We start from the raw sequence: 23,129 nt of genomic DNA, 5'->3' as shown, positions 1-23,129 counted from the left end.
TTTATCCGCCGAGCACGAGTTCGCGCATCTGCAGATAGGGCGTCTCGGATACGTTCGCCCACTCGCGTGAACGGCGGCGCGACTGGATGTAGCTGTTATAGACCCGCCGGGACAGCGCGTCGGCATTGGCCGCGTTGGCGACGACCTCTTCGCTGACCCGGCCGACCTCGCGCCATATCTCGTCTGAGAAGTTGCGGAGCTGGACGCCATGATCCTCGATCAGCGTTTGCAGCGCGATCCCGTTATGGTGGGTGAATTCGGCAATCGACTGGTTGTTGGCCGCGCGGCAGGCCGCGCGCACGATGGCCTGATGCTGGGCCGGGAGACTCTCCCAGACGCCCAGATTGACACCGATGGCGAGCGCGGAGCCCGGCTCGTGGAAGCCGGGGCCGTAATAATAGGGTGCCTCGCGGTAGAAGCCGAAGGCCAGATCGTTCCACGGGCCGACCCATTCGGTGGCGTCAATCGCGCCGGACTGGAGGGCCTGATAGATTTCACCGCCAGAAAGCGCGACCGCCGCGCCGCCGAGCGCGCGGATCACATCGCCGCCAAGGCCGGGCATGCGCACGCGCAGGCCCCTGAAATCCGACAGCGCGTTGATTTCGCGTTTGAACCATCCGCCCATCTGGTGGCCGGTATTGCCAGCCTGGAAGGGCTTGATGTTGAACTGGGCCGACAGCTCGTCCCACAATTCCTGGCCGCCGCCAAACTCTACCCACGCCATGATCTCGGTAGCCGTGAGGCCCATGGGTACGGCGCAGTAGAAATTATAGGCCGGTGAGCGGCCCTGCCAGTAATACTCCGCGCCGTGATACATGTCCGCAACGCCGTTGGAGACCGCGTCGAAAACCTCGAACGCGCCGACTATCTCGCCCGCGCCATAGACCTGCACTTCCAGCTCGCCGCCGGACATTTCACCGATCAGGCGCGCGGTCGTGTCCGCAGCGGTGCCCAGCCCTGGAAAGTTGGCAGGCCAGGTGGTGACCATACGCAGGCGGCGGGTGCGCCGCCGGTTTACAGCCGGAGCGGCCACATCACCCGGTGTTTCCTGTGAACAGGCGGTTGCGGCTGCGGCGGTCGCGATGGTGGCACCGCTCAGGAATGTCCTGCGATCCATGATTATCTCCCCGAATGTGCCTGATTGGCACCATGGCCCGATTCACGGACGGGCCTTTCCCCTTCCATAGCAGGGTTTAACCTACTCGCCAGCCTCTAACCGCCGCCAGCCTGCAGGTTCGAGGACTTCCAGCGGGGAATAGCGCGCCTTGTAGTCCATCTTGGCGCTGCCCTTGACCCAATAGCCCAGATAGACATGCGCCAGGCTGGCCATTCTGGCGCGCCGGACATGATCAAGGATCATGAACTTGCCGGGACTGAGATCGGCCCGGTCGGGGTCAAAGAAGCTGTAGATCAGCGATAGCCCGTCGGGGAGCTCATCAACGAGGGCGGCGGCGGCGAGATGGCCGGAGGCATCGCGGTATTCGGTGATATGCGTGCGTTGCATGCCGTCTTCCACCATGCCGACATAGTCGAGGAAGTGCATGCCAGCCATATCACCATCGCCGTGACGCGATTCCAGATAGCGGCTCATCAGGGCAAATTGCTCGGTAGTGGCATCAGCCGGGCGGATATCAGCCCTGAGATCGTCATTGCGTTTCAGGATGCGGCGCTGGGAGCGTGAGAACGTGAACTCTGCCACGGGTATCCGCACCGACTTGCACGCCGAGCAGCGCTCACAGGCCGGCCGGTAGAGAATGGATTGCGAGCGGCGGAAACCGGCATGGGTCAGCGCATCGTTGAGGCCGGGGCCATCAGAAGGGTCCACCCGCGTGAACACCTTGCGCTCCAGCTGCCCTGGCAGATAGGGGCAGGGCGTTGGTGCCGTCAGGAAAAACGGCAGCTGGCGCGTGGTGAACGGGTGCGTCACGGCGGCTCTGGTTCCTCACCCCCTTAGCGGCGAATCCGCATCAGGGTCGGAACCAGTGTAGCGCCAGCGTGGTTTTGCCGGAACAGCCAGTTTTCATACAAGGGCTGGGAGCTTACAGCGCGCCGCCGGGCGGCAGGACTGGCGCTTCACGCAGCAGGACGATCGACAGTCGGCGATTGCCGGCCATGTAGGGATCATCGGGGAAGAGCGGCTCGGCAGAGCCCTTCCCGCGCACATCGGACACCCTGTCATCGGAAATGCCGCGTTCCTGCAATACGCGCAGCGCGGAATTGGCGCGGGCGGAGGACAGCTCCCAGTTGGACGGCGCACTGGCCGGAACCGGGGAGGCGTCAGTGTGACCGGAGATCGTGATGCGGTTGGGCAGGCGATCCACCACATCGGCAACCGCGCGCAGCAGCACGATGGCGCGCTCATTGGGCCGGGTAGCCCCGGCGTTGAACATCGGGCGGCCTTCTTCATCGATGAGCTGGATGCGCAGCCCTTCGGGGGTCTGATCGATGATCAGGTGACGTGACAGCTCAGCCAGCTCCGGCATTTCTTCCAGCGCCTGACGCAGTGACATTTCGGCGCTTTCAAACTCTGCCTGCTCGCGGCGTGCCAGCGCGCTGGTCAGCGCGTCCTGCGCGACGTCACGCGGACTGCCCCGGCCATCATCGGGCGTATCGTCCGATCCGGAACCGGGTGCATGGGAGGTTGGATTGCGCTCCAGAAACGCCATATCGGGGCTGGACACGCCTTGATCGCCGCGCGGCGGCATCAGGCGCAAGGGCGCAGACCCGGAATTATCCGTGCTGACGGTAGAGGGCGAGAAATAGTCTGCAACGCCGCGCAACTGCTCCTGATCAACCGAGTTGATCAGCCACATCAGCAGGAAAAAGGCCATCATCGCTGTGACGAAATCGGCATATGCCACTTTCCACGCGCCGCCATGATGACCATGTGCGGCTTTCCTGACTTTCTTGATGATGATCGGTCGACCGGCAGACATCTCACACCCGCATTTCTTGTTGTTCTATCGCCAAGCTATACGAACAGGGTTAAGGGCGGGTTGAAGGCCCGGACGGAGGCAAATTTTGGAAACTGCGCGCACCTTTCGCGACGCTCTTGGCTGTTACCCTACCGGCGTGGCTCTGGTCACGGTGCTGGAGGAGGGGCGCGCCCGCGCGCTCACCATCAATTCCTTTGCGTCCGTGTCGCTGGAGCCGCCCCTGGTGCTGTGGTCGCTGGACCGGGCCAGCCTGCGCTATGACCAGTTCGCTTCTGCGCCGCGCTTTGCCATCAACGTGCTGGGTGCCGATCAGGAGGCGCTGGCGCTGGCCTGCGCGCGCGATGACGATCTGGGACGGGCAGGCGGGCAGTGGACCGAAGGCACAACCGGCGTGCCGCTGGTAAGAGACGCCATTGCCCGGTTCGAATGTACGCTGGACGCCGTGCATGAGGGCGGCGACCACATCATCATTGTCGGGCGGGTAGCGGCCTTTGACCGGCCACGCACTGCCCCGGCGCTGGTCTTCCACCGTTCGGTATTCGCAGCGGCGCACTGAAGCGCCTCGGGAGAAACTATTCATGACGATGGCTGCCTTCCTGGGACTGGGCGTGATGGGCTTTCCGATGGCCGGACATCTCAAGGCTTCGGGCCATGAGGTGCGGGTCTGGAACCGTACCGGTGCCAAGGCGAAGGCGTGGGCGGACCAGCATGCAGGCATTGCAGCCAGCACACCCGAAGAGGCCGCCAGCGGCGCAGATATCGTCTTCATGTGCCTGGGCGATGATCCCGATGTACGTGCGATTGCCCTGCCGTTGCTCGAGCACATGAAGCCCGGCTCAGTGCTCGTCGACCACACCACAGCCTCGGCCCAGCTCGCCCGCGAGCTTCATGAGGCGGCCGCTGCGCGCGGCATCGGCTTTGTCGATGCGCCGGTCTCTGGCGGGCAGGCGGGTGCGGAGAACGGGCAGCTTTCCATCATGTGCGGCGGTGATACGGACAGTTTCGCCAAGGCCGAGCCGGTCATGCAGGCCTATGCCAAGGCCATCGTCCATGCCGGGCCTGCCGGAGCTGGCCAACTGACCAAGATGGTCAACCAGATCTGTATAGCCGGGCTGGTGCAGGGACTGTCGGAAGGCATTCACTTTGCGCAGGCTGCCGGGCTGGACGTGGAAACCGTCATCAGCGCGGTCTCCAAGGGCGCTGCGCAGAGCTGGCAGATGGAAAATCGCTGGCAGACCATGAATCAGGGCAAGTTCGATTTTGGCTTTGCTATTGAGTGGATGCGCAAGGATCTTCGTATCGCGCTTGAAGAAGCGCGGGCGAATGGGGCCAAACTGCCCGTCACCGCGCTCGTCGACCAGTTCTACGCGGAAGTGGAAGCCATGGGCGGCAAGCGCTGGGATACCTCCAGCCTGATCGCGCGGCTGAACCGCGAATGAGCGTCGAGCTTCTCTTCTCCGTTCTCGATCACGCAGGGGTGTTCCTGTTCGCCGTTTCGGGCGGCATCATTGCCGCGCGCAACCGGCTTGATCCGTTCGGCGCGGCCATCCTCGGCGCGGTCACCGGCATGGGCGGCGGCACGCTACGCGACATGATCCTGGGCAGTCTGCCCGTCTACTGGGTCAATGCGCCGGAATATCTCGCCCTGGCGCTGATCGGCGGTGTGGCGGGTTATTACGGTTCCGCACTGGTTACCAGTGGCAAGGGCATCCGGCTGAAAGCTCTGGTCTGGGCGGATGCGGCGGGCCTCAGCGTGTTCTGTGTGATCGGCGCACAAGCTGGCCTTGCCGCCGGGGCGCACTGGTCCATCGCGGCGCTGACCGGCGTGATGAGTGCGGCGTTTGGCGGGCTCTTACGCGACATCATCGTCAACGAAGTGCCGCTGATCCTGCGCGCGGAAATCTATGCGCTCGCGGCGCTCGCCGGGGCGTCCGCCTATATCCTCGCTATCCAGCTCGGCGTGATGACGAGTATCGCGGCCATTGGCGCGGCGCTGCTGGCTTTCACCATACGCGGCGCGGCGATCCTCTTTGGCTGGTCGCTGCCGCCGATAGGTCGAGTGGAGTGAGAAATGTCCAGCCCGTATGAAATCCGTATTCCATACGGCGAGATTGGGGCCGCCGCCGACCATTTCGAGCATATTTTGGACATCGCCAAAGACGAACGCCCGATACAAGCTTTCCTAAAAGACAACCGCTGGGTACTGGCTAACATGCACCCGCATGGGTATGCGGTTTTTTCTGAATTTCAATTTGGCTCTTCTTACAGAGCAGATTTCGTAGTTTTGGAAGGAAGTTCAGCAGGCACGTTTGTGGAACTGGTCGAACTGGAATCACCGACTGCTCAACTCACTACAAAAGACGGTCAGTTTGCAAAATCGGTACGAAAGGGCATAGCGCAAGTCAGGGATTGGGAAGGTTGGTTGGATCGAAACCCGCGGGCAATCGGAGACAGCCGAGAGCGGGGTGGGTTAGACATCGAAAAATTCAGTTTAATAATGAAGACTATTTATGTGGGACGACGAGCGAACATTTCAGAGAAATTCAATGAACTGAGAAATCGAGATTTTGAAAGTCTAGGTGTTAGTATCCGTACATATGACAGGATATTATCTTATTTGCGGAGAATGGCTGAGGCCCATGATCGTCAACCAAGAGGGCCCTACAGTAACGTCAAGCCAATTACTTAGGCCACCTACTCCCCCAGAATCTCCGCAGCCGTGGGCGCGAAATAGGTGAGGATGCCGTCCGCGCCCGCACGCTTGAAGCAGGTAAGGGTCTCCATCATCACCCGTTCGCCATCAATCCAGCCGTTTTGCGCCGCCGCCATGATCATCGCGTACTCGCCGGAAACCTGGAAGGCATAGGTCGGCACGCCGAACGCTTCCTTCACACGGGTGACGATATCGAGATAAGGAAGGCCCGGCTTGACCATCACCATGTCGGCGCCTTCCTCGATATCCATGGCCACCTCGCGCAGCGCCTCATCGGTGTTGGCCGGGTCCATCTGATAGGTCTTCTTGTCGCCCTGCAGTGCCGCCGAGCCGATGGCGGAGCGGTAAGGCCCGTAAAAGCCCGACGCGTACTTGGCGGCATAGGAGAGGATCAGCGTGTCGGTATGGCCTGCTTCCTCCAGCGCACCCCGGATCGCGCCGATGCGGCCATCCATCATGTCGGACGGGGCCAGCACATCGCAGCCCGCCTCAACCTGTGCCAGGCTCTGCGCGATGAGGAGGTCGACGGTCGCGTCATTCAGGATCACGCCTTTCTCCATCACCCCGTCATGGCCATGATCGGTGAAGGGATCCAGCGCGACATCGCAGATTATGCCCACCTCCGGCGCGGCATCCTTCATGGCTGTGACCGCGCGCATGACGAGGCCGTCAGGATTGAGCGCTTCCTTGCCAGACCCGTCCTTCAGGGAGGGGTCGATATGCGGGAAAACGGCAATCGCGGGGATGCCAAGATCGCGCGCGCGCCTTGCGGCTTTCGCGGCTTCGGCGACGCTCATGCGTACCGTGCCGGGCATGGCCTCGACCGGCTCGATAGGGTCGGCGCTGTCTGATACGACAATAGTCCAGATAAGGTCGTGCGGGGTCAGATGGGTCTCGCGCACCAGATCGCGGATCCAGGGCTGGCTGCGCGTGCGCCGCAGGCGGGTATTGGGAAACAGGGCCATATCGTCTATCTCGCGTGCCAAAGACCGTTGGAGCTTGTCAGGAGGTTTGCCGTGAATTTCGAGCTGACGGAAGAGCAGGCGCTGATTCAGGACGCCGCACGCAAATTCTCTGACGACCGTTTAAAGCCCAATGCCGCGCGCTGGGACGAGGAAAAGCACTTTCCGGTCGATGTCCTCAAGGAAGCCGCCGAGATGGGCTTTGCCGGCATTTACACGCGCGATGATGTGGGCGGATCGGGCATGACCCGCCTTGATGCCGCGCTGATCTTCGAACAGCTCTCGCGCGGCTGCGTCTCCACGGCTGCCTTCATCTCCATCCACAACATGGTCAGCTGGATGATCGATAGCTGGGGCAGCGAAGAACAGCGCCAGCGCTGGCTGCCGCGCCTGACGGCCATGGAGATTATCGGCTCCTACTGTCTCACCGAACCCGGAGCGGGCTCCGATGCCGCCAGCCTGCGCACCAAGGCTGTGCGCGATGGCGACCATTATGTGCTGAACGGGGCGAAAGCCTTCATCTCCGGCGGCGGGGTGTCTGACCTTTATGTCGTGATGTGCCGCACGGGTGAGGACGGGCCGAAGGGCATTTCCACCATCGTGGTGGAGAAGGGCACGCCGGGGCTTTCCTTCGGTGCGAACGAGAAAAAGATGGGCTGGAACTCGCAGCCCACAGCCGTCGTGACATTTGAAGACTGCCGCGTGCCGGTGGAAAACCGCCTCGCAGACGAGGGCATGGGCTTTACCCTCGCCATGAAAGGCCTCAATGGCGGGCGCATCAATATCGGCGCGTGCTCGCTTGGTGGCGCATCAGAAGCCTTCGATCTGGCCTTGGCCTACACCAAGGAACGCAAGCAATTCGGCAAGCCGATCTCCGCGTTTCAGGTCAATGAGTTCAAGCTGGCTGACATGGCTACGGAGCTGGAAGCCTCGCGCCTCATGCTCTACCGCGCAGCCGCCGCGCTGGACGCCGATGATCCTGCTGCGCCGAAATACTGCGCGATGGCCAAAAGGTTCGCGACCGATCTCGGCTTTAAAATAGCCAACGATGCCCTGCAACTGCATGGCGGATATGGGTATCTGAAGGACTATCCGATCGAGCGGATCGTGCGCGATTTGCGTGTCCACCAGATCCTTGAAGGCACCAACGAGATCATGCGCGTCATCATCGCGAAGGATGTGTTGCGGTAACCCCGCAATAGATTCTGACCAGAATTTGCGCTATTATGGTCAGACTTCTAGTCAGAATTGACGGGTGCCACGATGAAATATGTCGGCGTGCTTGAGGCCAAGACCCATCTCTCCCGCCTGCTCGACGAGCTGGAGAAGACGGGCGAGCCCATCACCATCACCCGCCACGGCAAGCCGCTGGCGGACCTGGTGCCATCACGGCAACCCCGCAAAAAAGTGCCAGCCCGTGAGCTGGTAGAACGCTTTCGCGCCCTTGGCGCGACCATCCGGCCGGACCCGGAGGAGGATGCGCTGAGCTGGGAAGAGCTTAAGGAGCTTGGCCGCTCTTGAGCACGCTCGTGCTCGATGCGTCGGTAGCGATTGCGTGGGTGTTGCCCTCGCAATCAACGCCCGCCACGCAAAAGCTGCTCGCGCAGTCAGATGATTACGAACTGGCCGCGCCCTATATCTTCGTGTGGGAGGTGGGCAATCAGTTCGTCCGGTTTTCACGGCGGGGACTGATATACCGCGATGCGATGGACAATCTGGACGCTTTGGGCATCCGCTACTTCGCTCCGGCCTCGATAGACGACACTTTGGAGAGCGGTCACGGCGCACTCGCGGCCGGCCTCTCCCTGTTCGACTACGCCTACCTTTCGCTGGCGGTGACGCTGGGCGCGCCCCTTGCCAGCCGGGATGCCGGGCTGTTAGCAGCCTGCGAGGCGCTTGGCGCGCCCTTCATCGACCTCCGCTAGACGCATATAAGGATTTCCGGCCCGATGACCTCCCTCATAAACGCCCGCAAAACCGGCTCGGTAGGCCGGATCACGCTGAACCGGCCCGAGGCGCTGAACGCGCTCAATCAGGAAATGGTGGACGGTCTCATCAAGGCGCTGCTCGCCTGGCGCGATGATGACGCGGTGAAGGCGGTCGTCGTTGACGGGGCAGGGGGCAAGGGCTTTTGCGCGGGCGGCGATATCCGCATGCTGGCAGAAAGCGGCAAGGCGGGCGGCGACGAAGCCTGGAAGTTCTGGCGCGATGAGTACCAGCTCAACACGCTGATCTTCGAATATCCCAAGCCCTATATCGCGCTGATTGACGGCATCACCATGGGCGGCGGGGTCGGCATTTCGGTTCACGGCTCGCACCGCGTGGCGGGCGACCGGACGATGTTTGCCATGCCGGAGACGGGCATCGGCTTCCACCCGGATGTGGGCGGCGCCTATTTCCTGCCGCGCCTGAAGGGCGAGACCGGCATGTGGATGGGGCTGACCGGCGCGCGGCTGAAAGCGGCTGACAGCTTGGCGGCAGGCGTGGCGACGCATTACGTGCCCTCTGACCGGCAGGACGCCCTTATCGCGGCGCTGGAAAGCGCCGATCTCGATGCCGATGGCGAGGCCGTCGAAGATATTCTGGAGGCCCATGCCGGTGATCCGGGCGAGTCTGATCTGGCGCATCTGGGCGGGCTGATCGATGCGGCCTTTGCCGGTGATGAGCTGGCCGCGATGAAAGCGCGCCTCGAAGCGGCTGGGGATGCCTGGTCGGCCAAGCAGCTCTCCATCCTCAATTCGAAATCTCCCACCTCCTGCGCAATAACGCTGGCGGCGCTGCGCAAGGGTGCAGACCTCGATTTCCGCACCGTGATGAAGCAGGATTTGCGCGTGTCCATGCGCCTGCTGGTGGAGGGTTCGGACTTCTACGAGGGCGTACGCGCTGTCATCATCGATAAGGACAATGCACCCAAATGGGGTCCGCAAATGCGCCCCGAAGACGTGGAGGCGATGTTCGTTCCGCTGGAAGCGGATCGCGAACAGAGCTTTCTCTCGTAACTCTTTGAACAACAAATAATCTGGAGGACGCACCATGGCCGTGATCGCCTTTATCGGACTGGGCAATATGGGTTCGGGCATGGCCGTGAATCTGGTCAAGGCTGGCCATGAAGTGCGCGGGTTTGACCTCAATCAGGATGCGGTCGCCGTGTTTTCCGGCCAGGGCGGCAAGGCCGCTGCCAGCGTGCTGGAGGCCGTCTCTGGCGCTGACGCGGTCGTGACCATGCTGCCCGCCGGCAAGCATGTCCGGGGCATTTATGAGGGCGAGGAGGGGATCATCGCCCGTGTGAAGCCCGACGCCATTTTGATGGATTGCTCGACGATTGACGTGGATTCGGCCCGCGCCGTTGGCGAAGCGGCGGCGAAGGCCGGTATCAAGTTCGTGGATGCACCGGTGTCTGGCGGCGTGGCGGCGGCCGAAGGCGGCACGCTGACCTTCATGGTCGGTGGACCTGAAGAGGCTTTTGAGGCGGCAAGACCCTATCTGGAGAAGATGGGCAAGGCCGTGATCCGGGCCGGTGATGCCGGAGCCGGGCAGGCGGCGAAGATCTGCAACAACATGCTGCTGGGCATCCACATGATCGGCACGTGCGAGGCGTTTGCGCTGGCACAGAAGCTGGGCCTGGACCCGCAGCGCTTCTTCGACATTTCGTCCAAGGCATCGGGGCAGAACTGGTCGATGACCAGCTATTGCCCGGTTCCGGGGCCGGTCCCTGCTGCGCCGTCCAACCGCGGCTACAAGCCGGGGTTTGCGGCGCCTATGATGCTGAAAGATTTGCGTCTTGCGCTCGAGACCGCGCAATCGGCGGACGCGGCCATTCCGCTCGGTGCCCATGCCGAGAGGCTCTACACCCTGTTCACCGAATCCGGCGGGAATGAGAAAGATTTCTCAGGGATTATCGAAATGATCGCCGCCAACAGGACGGAGTGAAATTGCGAAACAGTTTCAACTAGAAGGCGCGACAATCGGTCCGCCTTCCGGTATGCATGAAACCAGTTCATATACGATGCGCAATAGCCCGCGCCGATAGCCGCCATCAGAGCGGTCAGGAGAACACGATATGGATTACGCAGCAGCGTTCAAGGCTTCGGTCGCCCGCGTCCGCGCGGAAGGACGTTACCGTGTGTTCGCCGATCTGCTGCGCAAGAAGGGGGAATTTCCCAAGGCCCGCTACCGCGCCGATGATGGCAGCATGCGCGAAGTCACCGTCTGGTGCTCGAATGACTATCTGGGCATGGGCCAGAGCGCGTGCGTAACCGGCGCGATGAAGCAGGCGATTGACGATGTCGGTGCCGGCTCTGGCGGCACGCGCAACATCTCGGGCACCACCCACTACCACGTGGAGCTGGAACGCTCTCTGGCAGACCTTCACCAGAAGGAAGCCGCGCTGCTTTTCACGTCCGGCTATATCGCCAATCAGGCGACGCTGGCGACGCTCGGCAAGATTCTGCCCGGCCTTATCATCTACTCTGATGCGCTCAATCACGCCTCGATGATCGAGGGCGTGCGCCAGGCTGGCTGCGAGAAACATGTCTGGCGGCACAATGATGTGGCTCATCTTGAAGAGCTGCTCAAAGCCGCGCCGCTGGACGCTCCCAAGCTCATCGCGCTTGAGTCTGTCTATTCCATGGACGGGGACATTGGCCCGCTCGAAGCGGTGTGCGATCTCGCCGACAAGTATAATGCCATGACCTATCTCGATGAGGTCCACGCAGTCGGCCTTTACGGCATGCGCGGGGCAGGGGTGGCAGAGCGTGACGGGCTGATGCACCGTTTCGATATTATCGAAGGCACGCTGGGCAAGGCTTTTGGCGTGATGGGCGGCTATATCGCGGCAGACGCGGTGATCTGCGATGCCATCCGCTCCTGGGCGCCGGGCTTCATCTTCACGACCTCGCTGGCACCTGTGCTGGCCGCGGGTGCACGCGCCAGCGTGGAGTATCTCAAATCCGCCTCCCATCTGCGTGATGCGCATCAGGAGCGTGCCGCCACGCTTAAACGCCGCATGAAGGACGCTGGACTGCCAGTCATGGAGTCCGAGACGCACATCGTTCCCGTGCATGTCGGCGATCCTGTGCTGTGCAAGCGGATCACGGATGCGCTGCTGGACGAGCACGGGATATATGTGCAGCCGATCAATTACCCGACCGTGCCAAAAGGCACCGAACGGATGCGGTTCACGCCATCGCCGCTGCACACGGACGAGATGTTCGATCAGCTGATTGATGCGCTCCAGGCGGTCTATGCGAAATACGCGAACGCGAAGGTCGCCTGATGTCTGGCCGCGGCGGACTGCCCGGCCGGGAGATCATCTTCGAATATCAGGGACTTGCTGATTCGGTCCGGCTGGCGGCCATCGATGCCGCGACAGGAACCGAGGTGATCGTGTTCGGCCCTGCGCGCACGGCCCGGCATGATCTGGAACGGGTCGCCCTGCGCAAGCTGGCGCGCCGTCTGGGCCTCGATATTGATGGCACACAAAAAACGCCCCGGCCAAAAGGCCGGGGCGTCATCGTCTGACCCGTAAAGAGTCCGTAACTTACTTGCGTGACTTGCGGCCACCGCGGCCAAGGCCGATTTCCTTGGCGAAATCAGACCGGCGGCGCGAATAGGCCGGTGCCACCATCGGATAGTCGGAGGGCAGGCCCCATTTGCGGCGATAGTCGTCCGGCGACATGTCATATTGCGAGCGCAGATAGCGCTTGAGCATTTTGAGCTTTTTGCCGTCTTCAAGGCAGATGATGTAGTCGTCGGTGACAGACCGGGACACTGGGACCGCAGGCTTGGCCTTGGCTTCGGGTTTTGCTTCACCACCGGTCAGTTCGCGCAGTGCGCCATGTACCTGACGGATGATATCCGGAACCCCGTCGGCGGAAATGGTATTGTTGGCGACGTAGGATGCCACGATATCGGTGGTCATCCGCAGTACTTCTTCCTGATCGATCGGGGGAGTGTTGTCTTCGGTCATATTCATCACCTGACATTCGCTTTTGTTGAGAGGACCCAATTTCCAATTTGTGTAAACTGCTTTGGTTGAGCAAACAAGTATAGGGTCTGCCAATACCAGTAAGTTTATGCAGAAGAAATCGCAGCGGGCCGAAGCCGGGTTTCGCGGCTGCCGCCAGGAGATCGCAAAGTCTGCGCCCCGCTGTTGGTGCGTCTTTTCAACATGTGCGGCTGTGTATGGTTGTGAAGCGCTTCGCCAGGGCGTATTTCAGGGACAACCGACAGATCGCCAAGAGGGAGTCGCCGATGCCGGATGCAGCCCAGGAAACCACCAGTAACGGGTTTTTCACCGAAACGCTCGCCAGCCGCGACCCGGAGATTGCCAGCGCCATCGCAAAGGAGATTGGCCGGCAGCAGGATCAGATCGAGCTGATTGCGTCGGAGAACATTGTCAGCCGCGCTGTTCTCGAGGCGCAAGGCTCGCCCCTGACCAACAAGTATGCCGAGGGCTATCCCGGCAAGCGCTATTATGGCGGCTGCGAGTTTGTCGACATCGCCGAAGAGCTGGCGATTGAGCGCGCGAAGAAGCTGTTCGGCGCGGCCTATGCGAATGTTCAGCCCAATTCCGGCAGCCAGGCCAATCAGGCCGTGTTTCTGGCTCTGCTGAAACCTGGCGACCGTATCCTTGGCCTCGACCTTTCGGCCGGCGGGCACCTGACCCACGGCGCGCGGCCAAACATGTCGGGCAAATGGTTCGAGGCGCATCATTATGGTGTGCGTGAGAGCGATGCGCTGATCGATTATGACAAGCTGCGCGAGCAGGCGCTGGAACTGCGCCCGCAAATGATCATCGCCGGTGGTTCGGCCTATCCGCGCGAGATCGACTTCGAGAAATTCCGCGCAATTGCCGATGAGGCTGGCGCGCTGCTTCTGGTCGATATGGCGCATTTCGCCGGGCTGGCGGCAGCAGGCGTCTATCCCAACCCGGTGCCTTATGCCGATGTGGTGACGACCACGACGCACAAAACGCTGCGCGGCCCGCGCGGCGGCATGGTGCTTTCACGCGATGTGGATATCGGTAAGAAGATCAATTCGGCTGTGTTCCCCGGCCTGCAGGGCGGCCCGCTCATGCACGTCATTGCCGGCAAGGCCGTTGCGTTCGGCGAGGCGCTGCGTCCTGAGTTCAAGCAGTATGCCGCCAATGTGGTGGAGAACTGCCGGGCCATGGCCGGAGCTCTGTCAGATGCCGGTTACGCGGTGGTTTCCGGCGGCACCGACAGCCATCTGGCCCTAATCGATCTGCGCCCGAAAAAGCTGACCGGAGACATCTCCGAGGCGGCGCTGGAACGCGCCCACATGACCTGCAACAAGAACGGTGTGCCGTTTGATCCGGAAAAGCCGACCGTCACCTCGGGTCTGCGTATTGGCGCACCGGCAGGGACGACACGCGGCTTTGGCGTGGCAGAATTCCGCCGCGTCGGAGAAATGATGGCTGAGGTGCTCGATGCGCTGGCCGATAATCGTGACGGCGACGCGCAGGTTGAAGCGCGCGTGCGCGAGGAAGTTATCGCCATGTGCAAACGCTTCCCGATCTATCCCGATCTTGGCTAGGAGTCCGGTTCTTGCGCTGCCCGTTCTGTTCCCATCCTGATACCCAGGTAAAGGACTCCCGGCCTTCGGAAGACGGGCAGGCTATCCGCCGCCGCCGCCAATGCCCTTCATGCGGCGCGCGGTTCACGACATTCGAGCGCGTCCAGCTGCGTGACCTGCAGGTCATCAAGTCGGACGGCAAGCGCGTGCCGTTCGAGCGCGACAAGCTGATGCGTTCGGTTCTGCTGGCCGCCCGCAAGAGCTCGATTGACCGGGAGCGCACGGAGCAGATGATTTCGGGTATTGTACGGCGGCTGGAAAGCAGCGGCGAGCCGGATATCCCCTCGCGCCGGATCGGCGAGCTGGTGATGGAGGGCTTACGCAATCTCGATCCGGTTGCCTATGTGCGCTACGCGTCGGTCTATCGTGATTTCCGCGAAGTGGCCGACTTTTCAGAGTTTATTCGCGGGGAGAAGCTCGGCGACGAGCTTGGGGAAGGCGAGGACGACACATAATGTCGAGGTTTGTTCACGTAACGCTGAAGCTCGCGACGTCACTGGACGGCAAGATCGCCACCTCTACGGGCCAGTCGCAATGGATAACAGGGTCGGAGGCACGCGACGCCGTTCACGCCCTGCGCTCGCGCTATGATGTCATCCTGACCGGGATTGGTACCGTGCTGGCGGACGACCCCCGGCTGACCGTGCGGCCGGGCGGGGTGAAGGCGGCAGAGCAGCCGGAGCGGGCGGTGCTGGATACCAGCCTGCGTATCCTGCCAGGCGCCAAGCTGTTCGAGGAAGGGCCTGCCATCATCTTCCATGCCAGTGATGATGAAGCCCGCGCCAAGGCCCTTAGCGCCAGGGGCGCACGCCTGGTGCGCGTTGAAAAAGGCGCGGACGGGCATGTCAGCCTGAGGGCGGCCTTGCAGTATCTCAGCTCGGCCGGTCATTCACGTGTGCTCATCGAGGCCGGTGGGCGGCTGGCGGGCGCTGCCGTGAAAGCAGGGCTGGTGCATCGGCTGGAATGGTTCCGCGCGCCGATGATTATTGGCGGCGACGGGATGGACGTGTTTGCAGCGCTCGGCCTTGGCAATCTGGCCACCGCACCCCAATTCCGGCGCACATCGGTTCGCGTTATCGGACGCGATCTGCACGAAAGCTACGAGCGCGAAGGTAACTAGCCGCAATGTTCACCGGGATCGTCACCGCCGTCGGGGAGCTGGCTGCTCTCGAGGACGGGCCGGTGCGCCGTTTCACGGTGCGCGGGCCATGGCCGGCTGATGATCTGGTGCTGGGGGCGTCCATCGCCCATGACGGGGTCTGCCTGACCGTCACCCATATCGAACCGGACGGGGCCGGCGCGCGCTACCAGCTTGAGGTCTCGCCCGAAACGCTTGCCCGCACCACGCTGGGCGACTGGAAACCGGGTACGGCCATGAATCTGGAACGTCCCTTGAAAGTGGGGGACGAGCTCGGGGGGCATATTGTCCAGGGTCATGTCGATGGTGTTGGCACCGTGAAGACCCGCACCGACACTGATGGCTGGATGGCGCTGAGAATAGAGGCGCCCGCAGACCTGGCCCCCTTCATCGCACAGAAGGGCTCTATTGCAGTTGATGGTGTGTCGCTGACGGTCAATGGCGTCACCGGTAACGCCTTCGACCTGATGATTATTCCCCATACAGCGGCCGTCACCACGCTCTCGCGCCTGCAGCCGGGCATGCGGGTAAACCTTGAGGTGGACATCATGGCGCGCTACGCCGCGCGCCTTGCCGCCGCAGCCGGCCCGAAGGACGCGCACTGATGTCATCGAACGGTTTCAATCTCGCCTCCGCCGAGGAGATCATCGAGGAAGCCCGCAATGGGCGGATGTTCATCCTGGTCGATGCCGAGGACCGCGAGAATGAGGGCGATCTGGTCATCCCGGCGCAGTTCGCCACCCCCGATGCCATCAACTTCATGACCAAGCACGGGCGCGGCCTGATCTGTCTGACGCTGACCCGCGAGCGCGCCGAGGCGCTGCATCTGCAGCCGATGACGCCGCGCAACCGCTCGCGGCACACCACGGCTTTCACCGTGTCCATCGAGGCGCGTGAAGGGATCACCACCGGAATCTCCGCCCATGACCGCGCGCGCACGGTTGCGGTGGCCATTGATCCGGCGACCGGCCCTGAAGATATCGTCAGTCCGGGCCATATCTTTCCGATCACGGCGCGCGATGGTGGTGTGCTGGTGCGCGCTGGCCATACCGAGGCAGCGGTCGATGTCGCCCGTCTGGCCGGTGCCAACCCGTCCGGCGTGATCTGCGAGATCATGAATGAGGACGGGACGATGGCCCGCCTGCCGGAGCTGGTCGAATTTGCCGCCGCCCACAATCTCAAGATCGGTACGATCGCGGACCTGATCGCCTATCGCCGCCAGCATGACCGCTTTATCGAGCGGCGGCTGGAAACGAGCGTGGAGACACGCCATGGCGGGCCGTTCAAATTGATCGTCTACCGCTCGCTGGTGGACGCGGTGGAACACGTAGCGCTTGTGAAGGGTGATATCCGGTCCGGCGATGTGCCGCTGGTGCGTATGCACAAGGTCAGCTTTGCCGATGATGTGCTGGGCGCTCTGGGCGGCCGGGCAGGGCTGGTCGAAGAAGCCGTTGCGAGCCTTGCGGCCCATGAGGGAGCCGCCGTGATGGTGTTCATCCGCGAGACCAACCCCTCAGCCATCACCGAGCGCTTTGGCGCCAGCCCGTCGGATCCGCCTGATACGCGCGAGGCGCGGCGTTTGCGCGAATACGGGCTGGGTGCGCAGATCCTTATTGATCTGGGCATACGCCGCATGGAATTGCTCACCACCGCGCCGCAAACCATTGTTGCGCTGGACGGGTACGGGCTGGAAATTGCCGGTCAGCAGGCGCTGACCAGATCAGAATAACGAGAAGGAAGCCAGCATGGCTGCAAAACCGAAACTGCTCATCATTGCTGCTCCCTTCTATGAGGACATCACCGAACAGCTCGTCGAAGGGGCGACAGCCGCCCTGACCGAAGCAGGTGCAGGCTTCGAGATCATCGAAGTGCCCGGTGCATTCGAAATCCCCGGCGTGATCGCCATGGCCGAAGCGGGCAAGCAGCCCTATGACGGCTATGTGGCGCTGGGCTGCGTGATCCGCGGCGAGACCAGCCATTATGACTATGTGTGCGGCGAGTCGGCGCGCGGCCTGATGGATCTGTCCCTGAAGGGTGTACCGCTCGGCTATGGCATCCTCACCGTCGAGAATATCCGCCAGGCGCGCGTGCGGGCGCATGTCAGCGAAAAGAACAAGGGCAAGGACGCTGCGGAGGCGGCCCTTGCCATGATCGCGACCGCACAGCGTTTCGGGTCGCGCTAGATGAGCGAGACGCCGTCAGACCAGCGTGCACGTCTTCGCCGCTCCGCGCGCCTGTCGGCCGTGCAGGCGCTCTACCAGATGGAGCTGTCCGGCACCGGCGCGCGCACCGTGGTCAAGCAGTTCCGCGATCATCGCTTTGGCCATGATGGTGAGCCGGGCGAGTATATCGAGGCGGATGAGGACTTCTTTGAAGACCTGCTGTCCGGTGTCGTGCAGGCGCAGGACGAGGTCGACAAGATGACGGCCTCCACGCTGAAGGAAGGCTGGAAGCTGTCCCGCCTCGACGCCACGGTGCGTGCGATCCTGCGGGCAGGGGGCTATGAGCTGCTGCGCCGGACCGACGTGCCGACCCGCGTGGTCATCAACGAGTATGTCGACATCGCGCACGCCTTCTTTGAAGGCCCGGAGCCTGCCTTCATCAATGCGTCGCTGGACGCTTTTGCCAGAGCCGCCCGTCCGGCAGCAGACGCAGCGCCGGAAAGCTGATGACCGGGAAGGGCGAGTTCGGATTTATCAAGAACCGCCTCGCCCCTCTGGCTGCCGGCTTCAAGGGGGCGCTTGGACTTGCAGATGATGCTGCCGTTCTGACCGTTCGTGCGGGCCGGGAACTGGTCATTACCGCCGATACGCTGGTGGAAGGGCGCCATTTTCCTGAAGGCACAGACCCGGCATTGGTGGCACGCAAGGCCCTGCGCGTGAACCTATCTGATCTGGCCGCCATGGGCGCGCGGCCAATCGGTTACATGACGAGTGTGGTCTGGCCGATCAGCGCTACAGACGCGCTGCGCAACGGGTTCGCTGACGGGCTGGCGGCCGATCAGGAAATCTTCGATGTGGCCCTGATCGGCGGCGACACGACTTCGGCGGATGGCCCGTGGGTGATCTCTGTTACCGCGTTTGGCGAGGTGCCTGCGGGCAAAGCCATGACCCGCTCCGGCGCGAAACCGGGCGATTGTCTGGTAGTATCCGGCACGATTGGTGATGCGTATCTGGGGCTGAAGATCGCGAAGAAGGAATTCAGTCCTTCGCCTGAGGACCGGGCATACCTGCTCGAACGGCTGGAACTGCCGGTTCCGCGCCTCGCGCTGGCAGATGCCCTCCACGCCCATGCGGATGCGGCCATCGATATCAGTGACGGTCTGATTGCCGACAGCCGCCATCTGGCAGCGGCCAGCGGGCTGTCGCTTGAGATTGATCTTGATGCGCTGCCGCTGTCGGACGCCGCGCGCCACTGGCTGGCAAATCAGGATGACACGCAGGCTGCGCGTCTGGCACTCGCCAGCTTTGGTGATGATTACGAGCTGGCCTGCGCGGTTTCCCCGGCGCGGGTCGACACGTTCGTGGCAGAGCTGCGCAAGGCCGGTCTCGGCGCAACGGTCGTGGGCGTGTTTGCCCCTGGCGATACGGTGCAGGTGTTTTCAGGCGGTGCACCGGTGGAGTACGGGGCGGGCGGATTCACCCATTTTTGACAGGTGGGCAGATAAGCTCGCCGCATGAATCGCTTCGCAGCTGCCTTCCTGTCAATTGTGCTGCTGGTGCCGTGTGCACTGGCCGCGCCGCCATCTGTGCCGGGCGACACGTCCGCGCTTGTGGTGCCGAATGATCTGCGCGATCTGGCGACGCAGGCGGGCGAGCGGCTCGCGCCTCCCGACACGCCGCATCTTGACCTGCCGTCCGTCACGGTCCCGCTGGTGGAGAACGGACGCCTTGCCGGGTATTCGTTCCTGAATATCCGTCTGCATCTGGACGATGAGGCCCGCATCCCGGAAATCCGCGCGCAGCTTCACTTCGTGATGCACGATCTGGTTGCTCTGGGGCACGCGCATCCGTTTACGCTGGTTTCACGCGATGATTTTGCAACCGGCGAGACCTACACACACTGGGAACGCGCCCTCACGGCCCGCCTTGGGGCCGGTGTGGTGACCGAGCTTGAGCCTCTAGTCGCAGGCATGCGGCTGCAGCGCCGGCATCGCTGATCCTTAACACTGATTGCGCCGCTCCACCCCATTGGGCATAGTCCGCCCGTCAATGGGAGGGGCTGCAGGCAGCGCGATTCGTTGCGCCTGCCGGTCACGCGGCCATTCCCCCTTAAAAACAAGAAACACAACGGGGAAACCAATTATGAGCATTGAGCTGTGGCTATGGCTGGTCATCGGGGCCGGTATACTGGCCCTGATCTATGGCGCGGTAACCGTCCGCTCCATTCTGTCCGCCAGTGCGGGCAATGAACGCATGCAGGAAATCGCCAAGGCGATCCAGGAAGGCGCAAACGCCTATCTGAAGCGCCAATACACAACCATCGCCATTGTCGGCGCGGTGGTTTGTGTGGTGGTCTTCTTCCTGCTGGGCTGGCAGGTGGCCGTCGGCTTCCTGATCGGGGCCATCTTGTCGGGCGCTGCCGGCTTTATCGGCATGCTGGTCTCTGTGCGCGCCAATGTGCGCACGACAGAGGCGTCGCGTACGGGGCTGGATAAGGGCCTCGACATGGCGTTCAAGTCCGGGGCGGTAACAGGCATGCTCGTGGCGGGCCTCGCCCTGCTGTCAGTGGTGGTCTACTACTTCCTGCTCACCAGCGTGATGGGCTTTGAGCCGGTCAGCCGCACAGTGATCGATTCGCTCGTCGCGCTCGGCTTTGGTGCTTCCCTCATTTCGATCTTCGCCCGTCTTGGCGGCGGTATCTTCACCAAGGGTGCCGATGTCGGCGGTGACATGGTCGGCAAGGTCGAAGCAGGCATCCCCGAGGATGATCCCCGCAACGCGGCCACCATCGCGGACAATGTCGGCGATAATGTCGGTGACTGCGCCGGCATGGCCGCCGACCTGTTCGAGACCTACGCGGTGACGGTTGTGGCGACGATGGTGCTCGCCTCGATCTTCTTCCGGGGTCTGACAGGCGATATCGGTGTCGACACCATGATGATCTACCCGCTCGCCATTGGCGGCGTGTGCATCATCGCCTCCATCATCGCCACGTATTTCGTGCGCCTGTCCAAAGGCTCGCGCAATGTGATGGGCGCCCTCTACAAGGGCTTCATCGCCTCGGCGGTTCTCGCCCTTGTCGGCGTAGGCGTCGTGACCTGGTCGCTGATCGGCTTTGAGACCGACATCACGACGGCAGGCGGTGTCACATTCAACGGGCTGGACCTGTTCCTGTGCGGCGTGGCGGGCCTGCTGGTCACCGGCGCGATCGTGTGGATCACCGAATACTATACCGGCGTCGATTTCCGCCCGGTGAAATCGGTCGCCAAGGCGTCTGAGTCCGGTCACGGCACGAATGTGATCCAGGGTCTGGCGGTGTCGCTTGAGTCCACCGCTCTGCCCGCGCTGACGATCATTGTCGGCATTCTGGTCACCTTCAATCTGGCGGGCCTGTTTGGCATCGCCATTGCGGTGACGACGATGCTGGCGCTGGCTGGCATGGTGGTGGCGCTCGATGCGTTCGGTCCGGTGACCGACAATGCGGGCGGTATCGCAGAGATGGCCGATCTGGACGCTTCAGTGCGTGAAACCACCGATACGCTGGACGCCGTGGGTAACACCACCAAGGCCGTCACCAAGGGCTATGCCATCGGTTCGGCGGGTCTTGGTGCGCTGGTGCTGTTTGCCGCCTTCACAGAGGATCTGAGCTACTTTGCGCAGAACCCGGCCGAGTATCCGTTCTTCGCCGGTGTGGCGGTCGATTTCGCCCTGTCCAACCCGTACGTGGTGGTGGGCCTCTTCTTCGGCGGTCTTCTGCCCTTCCTGTTTGGCGGCATGTCGATGATGGCCGTTGGCCGGGCAGCCGAAGCGGTGGTGCACGAGGTGCGCCGCCAGTTCCGCGAAAATCCGGGCATTATGACCTTCGAGACCAAGCCCGATTACGGCCGTGCGGTGGACATGCTCACCAAGGCCGCTATCCGCGAGATGATCGTGCCGTCACTGCTTCCGGTGTTGTCGCCGATCGTGCTGTTCTTCGTGATCTGGTTCGTTGGCGGGGCTGAGCTTGGCTTCAACGAAGCGGGCAAGGCGCATGCGCTGGCGGCTGTGGGCGCCATGCTTCTCGGTGTGATCGTGACGGGCCTGTTCGTGGCCATCTCGATGACCTCGGGCGGTGGTGCCTGGGACAATGCCAAGAAGTATATCGAAGACGGCAATCATGGCGGCAAGGGCTCTGAAGCCCACAAGGCTGCCGTGACCGGCGATACGGTAGGTGATCCCTACAAGGACACGGCAGGCCCTGCCGTGAACCCGATGATCAAGATCACCAATATCGTGGCGTTGCTGCTCCTCGCCGTTCTGGCAAGTGCTGCCTGACCGGTAACAGGTGACAACACGGAAAAGCCCCGGCATCGCTGCCGGGGCTTTTTTGTCTCGCGCGTGCTTTTAAGAAAAAGCGCTAGTCGTTGCGCCGGGGACCGCCCGCGCCACCGGGCAAATTGTCCTGACCGGCAATCTGGTCGGTGGGCAGCCGGCCCACATTGCCGAGCACCTGTTCGAGCAGGGTAAGCTCGCGTCCACGTGTCGGCGTGGTCCGCGACACATAGTTCACCTGCCGGGAATTGGATGCGTCGTACTCATTCACCTCGGCGACAACACCATCATCATCAAAGCGCACGGCAATGACGCGGCGGGCCAGCGTGTTCGGGCGCAGATAGGCGAGATATTCGCGCGTATCGGTGATGTAATACCAGGTATTCTCTTCAAACGTGCCGCGCACGGACGGGCTGCCCAGCGTCGCCAGCAGCGTCGCCTCACTGTCATGCCCCACCAGAATCTCCGGCACCTCGCCATCGGTATAGCGATAGCCGTGCGTGCGCAGTGTCGGGTTGCAGGCTGTGAGAACCATCGCGCCGAGCGTCACGCCGGCGACAGTCAGCATTTGCATGGATTTGCGGTTCATTCGCGTTCTGGCCTCCGTCGCCTCACCTGCAGGTGCGTCCACACGCCTACTGGCGCGCGTGATCCTTTTGACCTACCTGTCGCGCATCCTAGCGTCTAGTGCCGCCGTCAGGGAGTGCCAAATGCGTTTTCCACTGAATCTGTTCCGCCCCGACCCGGTGAAGGCACGTGCCAGACAGCTGTATGACGCCGTTCTGACCGAGGCGCGCCGCCCCCATCTCTACGCGCAGCACAGCGTACCCGACACTGTGGACGGCCGGTTTGACATGATCGTCCTGCACGCAGCCCTGGTGATGCGCCGGCTGCGCGAGGAGGGCGAGCAGGGCCAGAAGCTGGCGCAGGCACTGTTTGGCCGCCTGTTTGACGATATGGACGCCGCTTTGCGCGAAATGGGCATTGGTGACATGAGCGTCGGCAAGAAGATCAAGGTCATGGCCGAGGCGTTCTATGGCCGGGCCGCGGCCTATGATGCGGCACTGAAAGCCGGAGACGAGGCACAGATGCGCGCCGCGCTGCTACGCAATCTCTTCGACGATGCACCAGAGCACGAGAATGACGCCACAGCGCTGGCACAGCATGCTTTCAACGCCGACCGGCAGATCAGGGCCATGCCTGCTGATGAACTGCTTGAGGGGCGGCTGGGGACGCTGGCCGCGGCCTGACAGCCGAGCCGGGATGTTGCATCAGCCCGGTCAATCGGTAAGTTGCGGGCCTTCGCTCCGG

General features: G+C 62.5%; 28 protein-coding genes. 22 read left to right on the top strand and 6 right to left on the bottom strand.

The features are described 5' to 3' along the window. Position 1: 1 nt before the first annotated feature. The 3 genes from ACQ5ID_RS05240 to ACQ5ID_RS05230 all read right to left on the bottom strand — a co-directional run bounded on the left by ACQ5ID_RS05240 (position 2) and on the right by ACQ5ID_RS05230 (position 2,936). Positions 2–1,117: a TRAP transporter substrate-binding protein gene (locus ACQ5ID_RS05240; protein WP_429911408.1), complete on the bottom strand. Its 1,116-nt coding sequence runs from the start codon at positions 1,115–1,117 to the stop codon at positions 2–4. Between the two features lie 81 nt (positions 1,118–1,198). Then, the gene (locus ACQ5ID_RS05235) at positions 1,199–1,927 is read right to left on the bottom strand and encodes an arginyltransferase (protein WP_429911407.1); all 729 of its coding nucleotides are present in this window, start codon (positions 1,925–1,927) and stop codon (positions 1,199–1,201) included. Positions 1,928–2,039: 112 nt separating this feature from the next. After that, the gene (locus ACQ5ID_RS05230; protein ID WP_429911406.1) at positions 2,040–2,936 is read right to left on the bottom strand and encodes a flagellar motor protein MotB; all 897 of its coding nucleotides are present in this window, start codon (positions 2,934–2,936) and stop codon (positions 2,040–2,042) included. A gap of 85 nt (positions 2,937–3,021) precedes the next feature. Here ACQ5ID_RS05230 and ACQ5ID_RS05225 point away from each other — a divergent pair, with 85 nt between their 5' ends. Genes ACQ5ID_RS05225 through ACQ5ID_RS05210 form a run of 4 tightly spaced genes read left to right on the top strand, consistent with a single transcriptional unit; the run spans position 3,022 to position 5,625 of the window. Next, a complete protein-coding gene (locus ACQ5ID_RS05225; RefSeq protein ID WP_371394582.1) occupies positions 3,022–3,492 on the top strand; it encodes a flavin reductase family protein in 471 nt (156 codons plus the stop codon). A 22-nt stretch (positions 3,493–3,514) separates the two neighbouring features. After that, positions 3,515–4,375 (top strand): NAD(P)-dependent oxidoreductase, encoded by an 861-nt coding sequence (locus ACQ5ID_RS05220; protein WP_429911405.1) that lies wholly within the window; start codon positions 3,515–3,517, stop codon positions 4,373–4,375. After that, entirely contained in the window at positions 4,372–5,004 is a 633-nt protein-coding gene (locus ACQ5ID_RS05215; protein WP_429911404.1) for a trimeric intracellular cation channel family protein, read from the top strand. Before ACQ5ID_RS05220 ends, ACQ5ID_RS05215 begins: the two co-directional genes overlap by 4 nt. Before the next feature lie 3 nt (positions 5,005–5,007). Next, positions 5,008–5,625, top strand: a complete 618-nt coding sequence (locus tag ACQ5ID_RS05210) for a Shedu anti-phage system protein SduA domain-containing protein (protein ID WP_429911403.1) — start codon at positions 5,008–5,010, stop codon at positions 5,623–5,625. Positions 5,626–5,630: 5 nt separating this feature from the next. Here ACQ5ID_RS05210 and hemB read toward each other — a convergent pair whose 3' ends face one another. Beyond that, a complete protein-coding gene (gene hemB, locus ACQ5ID_RS05205) occupies positions 5,631–6,614 on the bottom strand; it encodes a porphobilinogen synthase (RefSeq protein WP_429911402.1) in 984 nt (327 codons plus the stop codon). Positions 6,615–6,665: 51 nt separating this feature from the next. On the opposite strand from hemB, the gene ACQ5ID_RS05200 reads away from it, so the two are divergent. From ACQ5ID_RS05200 to ACQ5ID_RS05170, 7 genes are all read left to right on the top strand, one after another. Beyond that, complete coding sequence (locus ACQ5ID_RS05200) at positions 6,666–7,802, top strand: isobutyryl-CoA dehydrogenase (RefSeq protein WP_429911401.1); 1,137 nt, start codon at positions 6,666–6,668, stop codon at positions 7,800–7,802. 72 nt (positions 7,803–7,874) lie between these two features. Then, entirely contained in the window at positions 7,875–8,132 is a 258-nt protein-coding gene (locus ACQ5ID_RS05195) for a type II toxin-antitoxin system Phd/YefM family antitoxin (protein ID WP_429911400.1), read from the top strand. After that, on the top strand, positions 8,129–8,536 hold the full coding sequence (locus ACQ5ID_RS05190) for a type II toxin-antitoxin system VapC family toxin (RefSeq protein ID WP_429911399.1): 408 nt from the start codon (positions 8,129–8,131) through the stop codon (positions 8,534–8,536). Before ACQ5ID_RS05195 ends, ACQ5ID_RS05190 begins: the two co-directional genes overlap by 4 nt. A gap of 24 nt (positions 8,537–8,560) precedes the next feature. Next, on the top strand, positions 8,561–9,610 hold the full coding sequence (locus tag ACQ5ID_RS05185; protein WP_429911398.1) for an enoyl-CoA hydratase/isomerase family protein: 1,050 nt from the start codon (positions 8,561–8,563) through the stop codon (positions 9,608–9,610). Positions 9,611–9,644: 34 nt separating this feature from the next. Continuing rightward, the gene (mmsB, locus tag ACQ5ID_RS05180; protein ID WP_429911397.1) at positions 9,645–10,541 is read left to right on the top strand and encodes a 3-hydroxyisobutyrate dehydrogenase; all 897 of its coding nucleotides are present in this window, start codon (positions 9,645–9,647) and stop codon (positions 10,539–10,541) included. Between the two features lie 130 nt (positions 10,542–10,671). After that, positions 10,672–11,886, top strand: a complete 1,215-nt coding sequence (gene hemA, locus ACQ5ID_RS05175) for a 5-aminolevulinate synthase (protein WP_429911396.1) — start codon at positions 10,672–10,674, stop codon at positions 11,884–11,886. Beyond that, positions 11,886–12,131, top strand: coding sequence for a DUF6898 family protein (locus ACQ5ID_RS05170; protein ID WP_429911395.1), 246 nt, complete (start codon positions 11,886–11,888; stop codon positions 12,129–12,131). Before hemA ends, ACQ5ID_RS05170 begins: the two co-directional genes overlap by 1 nt. A gap of 19 nt (positions 12,132–12,150) precedes the next feature. Here ACQ5ID_RS05170 and ACQ5ID_RS05165 read toward each other — a convergent pair whose 3' ends face one another. Next, positions 12,151–12,579 (bottom strand): MucR family transcriptional regulator, encoded by a 429-nt coding sequence (locus tag ACQ5ID_RS05165; protein ID WP_429911394.1) that lies wholly within the window; start codon positions 12,577–12,579, stop codon positions 12,151–12,153. A gap of 284 nt (positions 12,580–12,863) precedes the next feature. Between ACQ5ID_RS05165 and glyA the strand changes: the two genes are divergently transcribed. The 10 genes from glyA (at position 12,864) to ACQ5ID_RS05115 (ending at position 21,821) form a co-directional block, all read left to right on the top strand. Beyond that, positions 12,864–14,168, top strand: coding sequence for a serine hydroxymethyltransferase (gene glyA / locus ACQ5ID_RS05160; protein ID WP_429911393.1), 1,305 nt, complete (start codon positions 12,864–12,866; stop codon positions 14,166–14,168). 11 nt (positions 14,169–14,179) lie between these two features. Continuing rightward, positions 14,180–14,662 (top strand): transcriptional regulator NrdR, encoded by a 483-nt coding sequence (nrdR, locus tag ACQ5ID_RS05155; RefSeq protein ID WP_429911392.1) that lies wholly within the window; start codon positions 14,180–14,182, stop codon positions 14,660–14,662. Continuing rightward, positions 14,662–15,327 carry a RibD family protein gene (locus ACQ5ID_RS05150; protein ID WP_429911391.1) on the top strand — a complete coding sequence of 222 codons (666 nt, stop codon included), beginning with the start codon at positions 14,662–14,664 and terminating at the stop codon, positions 15,325–15,327. Before nrdR ends, ACQ5ID_RS05150 begins: the two co-directional genes overlap by 1 nt. A gap of 5 nt (positions 15,328–15,332) precedes the next feature. After that, entirely contained in the window at positions 15,333–15,950 is a 618-nt protein-coding gene (locus ACQ5ID_RS05145; RefSeq protein ID WP_429911390.1) for a riboflavin synthase, read from the top strand. Continuing rightward, positions 15,950–17,074 carry a 3,4-dihydroxy-2-butanone-4-phosphate synthase gene (gene ribB, locus ACQ5ID_RS05140; RefSeq protein WP_429911389.1) on the top strand — a complete coding sequence of 375 codons (1,125 nt, stop codon included), beginning with the start codon at positions 15,950–15,952 and terminating at the stop codon, positions 17,072–17,074. The genes ACQ5ID_RS05145 and ribB overlap by 1 nt, the downstream gene beginning before the upstream one ends. Positions 17,075–17,090: 16 nt before the next feature. Then, complete coding sequence (locus tag ACQ5ID_RS05135; RefSeq protein WP_382435968.1) at positions 17,091–17,528, top strand: 6,7-dimethyl-8-ribityllumazine synthase; 438 nt, start codon at positions 17,091–17,093, stop codon at positions 17,526–17,528. Beyond that, on the top strand, positions 17,529–18,014 hold the full coding sequence (nusB, locus tag ACQ5ID_RS05130; protein WP_429911388.1) for a transcription antitermination factor NusB: 486 nt from the start codon (positions 17,529–17,531) through the stop codon (positions 18,012–18,014). It begins immediately after the preceding gene. Continuing rightward, positions 18,014–18,997, top strand: a complete 984-nt coding sequence (gene thiL / locus ACQ5ID_RS05125) for a thiamine-phosphate kinase (protein WP_429911387.1) — start codon at positions 18,014–18,016, stop codon at positions 18,995–18,997. Before nusB ends, thiL begins: the two co-directional genes overlap by 1 nt. 24 nt (positions 18,998–19,021) lie before the next feature. Beyond that, positions 19,022–19,504, top strand: coding sequence for a hypothetical protein (locus ACQ5ID_RS05120; protein ID WP_429911386.1), 483 nt, complete (start codon positions 19,022–19,024; stop codon positions 19,502–19,504). A 145-nt stretch (positions 19,505–19,649) separates the two neighbouring features. Continuing rightward, complete coding sequence (locus tag ACQ5ID_RS05115; protein ID WP_429911385.1) at positions 19,650–21,821, top strand: sodium-translocating pyrophosphatase; 2,172 nt, start codon at positions 19,650–19,652, stop codon at positions 21,819–21,821. Positions 21,822–21,903: 82 nt separating this feature from the next. Here ACQ5ID_RS05115 and ACQ5ID_RS05110 read toward each other — a convergent pair whose 3' ends face one another. Next, entirely contained in the window at positions 21,904–22,407 is a 504-nt protein-coding gene (locus tag ACQ5ID_RS05110) for an outer membrane protein assembly factor BamE (protein ID WP_429911384.1), read from the bottom strand. A 121-nt stretch (positions 22,408–22,528) separates the two neighbouring features. On the opposite strand from ACQ5ID_RS05110, the gene ACQ5ID_RS05105 reads away from it, so the two are divergent. Beyond that, on the top strand, positions 22,529–23,068 hold the full coding sequence (locus ACQ5ID_RS05105) for a ubiquinol-cytochrome C chaperone family protein (protein WP_429911383.1): 540 nt from the start codon (positions 22,529–22,531) through the stop codon (positions 23,066–23,068). Positions 23,069–23,129: the final 61 nt, after the last annotated feature.

It is taken from the genome of Glycocaulis sp. (assembly GCF_050485565.1).
In the GTDB taxonomy this organism is placed as follows: domain Bacteria; phylum Pseudomonadota; class Alphaproteobacteria; order Caulobacterales; family Maricaulaceae; genus Glycocaulis.
The sequence above is the reverse complement of the archived record's forward strand: the minus strand, read 5'-3'. Positions and strand labels throughout refer to the sequence as shown.

What these genes read in the sequence shown, in the direction of transcription:
- glyA (WP_429911393.1), top strand. Translation starts at nt 12,864, where the DNA reads ATGCCGGATGCAGCCCAGGAAACCACCAGTAACGGGTTTTTCACCGAA.
- ribB (WP_429911389.1), top strand. Translation starts at nt 15,950, where the DNA reads ATGTCATCGAACGGTTTCAATCTCGCCTCCGCCGAGGAGATCATCGAG.
- ACQ5ID_RS05110 (WP_429911384.1), bottom strand. Translation starts at nt 22,407, where the DNA reads ATGAACCGCAAATCCATGCAAATGCTGACTGTCGCCGGCGTGACGCTC.
- ACQ5ID_RS05105 (WP_429911383.1), top strand. Translation starts at nt 22,529, where the DNA reads ATGCGTTTTCCACTGAATCTGTTCCGCCCCGACCCGGTGAAGGCACGT.
- ACQ5ID_RS05195 (WP_429911400.1), top strand. Translation starts at nt 7,875, where the DNA reads ATGAAATATGTCGGCGTGCTTGAGGCCAAGACCCATCTCTCCCGCCTG.
- ACQ5ID_RS05220 (WP_429911405.1), top strand. Translation starts at nt 3,515, where the DNA reads ATGACGATGGCTGCCTTCCTGGGACTGGGCGTGATGGGCTTTCCGATG.
- mmsB (WP_429911397.1), top strand. Translation starts at nt 9,645, where the DNA reads ATGGCCGTGATCGCCTTTATCGGACTGGGCAATATGGGTTCGGGCATG.
- ACQ5ID_RS05165 (WP_429911394.1), bottom strand. Translation starts at nt 12,579, where the DNA reads ATGACCGAAGACAACACTCCCCCGATCGATCAGGAAGAAGTACTGCGG.
- nusB (WP_429911388.1), top strand. Translation starts at nt 17,529, where the DNA reads ATGAGCGAGACGCCGTCAGACCAGCGTGCACGTCTTCGCCGCTCCGCG.
- ACQ5ID_RS05230 (WP_429911406.1), bottom strand. Translation starts at nt 2,936, where the DNA reads ATGTCTGCCGGTCGACCGATCATCATCAAGAAAGTCAGGAAAGCCGCA.
- ACQ5ID_RS05240 (WP_429911408.1), bottom strand. Translation starts at nt 1,117, where the DNA reads ATGGATCGCAGGACATTCCTGAGCGGTGCCACCATCGCGACCGCCGCA.
- ACQ5ID_RS05215 (WP_429911404.1), top strand. Translation starts at nt 4,372, where the DNA reads ATGAGCGTCGAGCTTCTCTTCTCCGTTCTCGATCACGCAGGGGTGTTC.
- hemA (WP_429911396.1), top strand. Translation starts at nt 10,672, where the DNA reads ATGGATTACGCAGCAGCGTTCAAGGCTTCGGTCGCCCGCGTCCGCGCG.
- ACQ5ID_RS05210 (WP_429911403.1), top strand. Translation starts at nt 5,008, where the DNA reads ATGTCCAGCCCGTATGAAATCCGTATTCCATACGGCGAGATTGGGGCC.
- thiL (WP_429911387.1), top strand. Translation starts at nt 18,014, where the DNA reads ATGACCGGGAAGGGCGAGTTCGGATTTATCAAGAACCGCCTCGCCCCT.
- hemB (WP_429911402.1), bottom strand. Translation starts at nt 6,614, where the DNA reads ATGGCCCTGTTTCCCAATACCCGCCTGCGGCGCACGCGCAGCCAGCCC.
- ACQ5ID_RS05145 (WP_429911390.1), top strand. Translation starts at nt 15,333, where the DNA reads ATGTTCACCGGGATCGTCACCGCCGTCGGGGAGCTGGCTGCTCTCGAG.
- ACQ5ID_RS05150 (WP_429911391.1), top strand. Translation starts at nt 14,662, where the DNA reads ATGTCGAGGTTTGTTCACGTAACGCTGAAGCTCGCGACGTCACTGGAC.
- ACQ5ID_RS05185 (WP_429911398.1), top strand. Translation starts at nt 8,561, where the DNA reads ATGACCTCCCTCATAAACGCCCGCAAAACCGGCTCGGTAGGCCGGATC.
- ACQ5ID_RS05120 (WP_429911386.1), top strand. Translation starts at nt 19,022, where the DNA reads ATGAATCGCTTCGCAGCTGCCTTCCTGTCAATTGTGCTGCTGGTGCCG.
- ACQ5ID_RS05135 (WP_382435968.1), top strand. Translation starts at nt 17,091, where the DNA reads ATGGCTGCAAAACCGAAACTGCTCATCATTGCTGCTCCCTTCTATGAG.
- ACQ5ID_RS05115 (WP_429911385.1), top strand. Translation starts at nt 19,650, where the DNA reads ATGAGCATTGAGCTGTGGCTATGGCTGGTCATCGGGGCCGGTATACTG.
- ACQ5ID_RS05170 (WP_429911395.1), top strand. Translation starts at nt 11,886, where the DNA reads ATGTCTGGCCGCGGCGGACTGCCCGGCCGGGAGATCATCTTCGAATAT.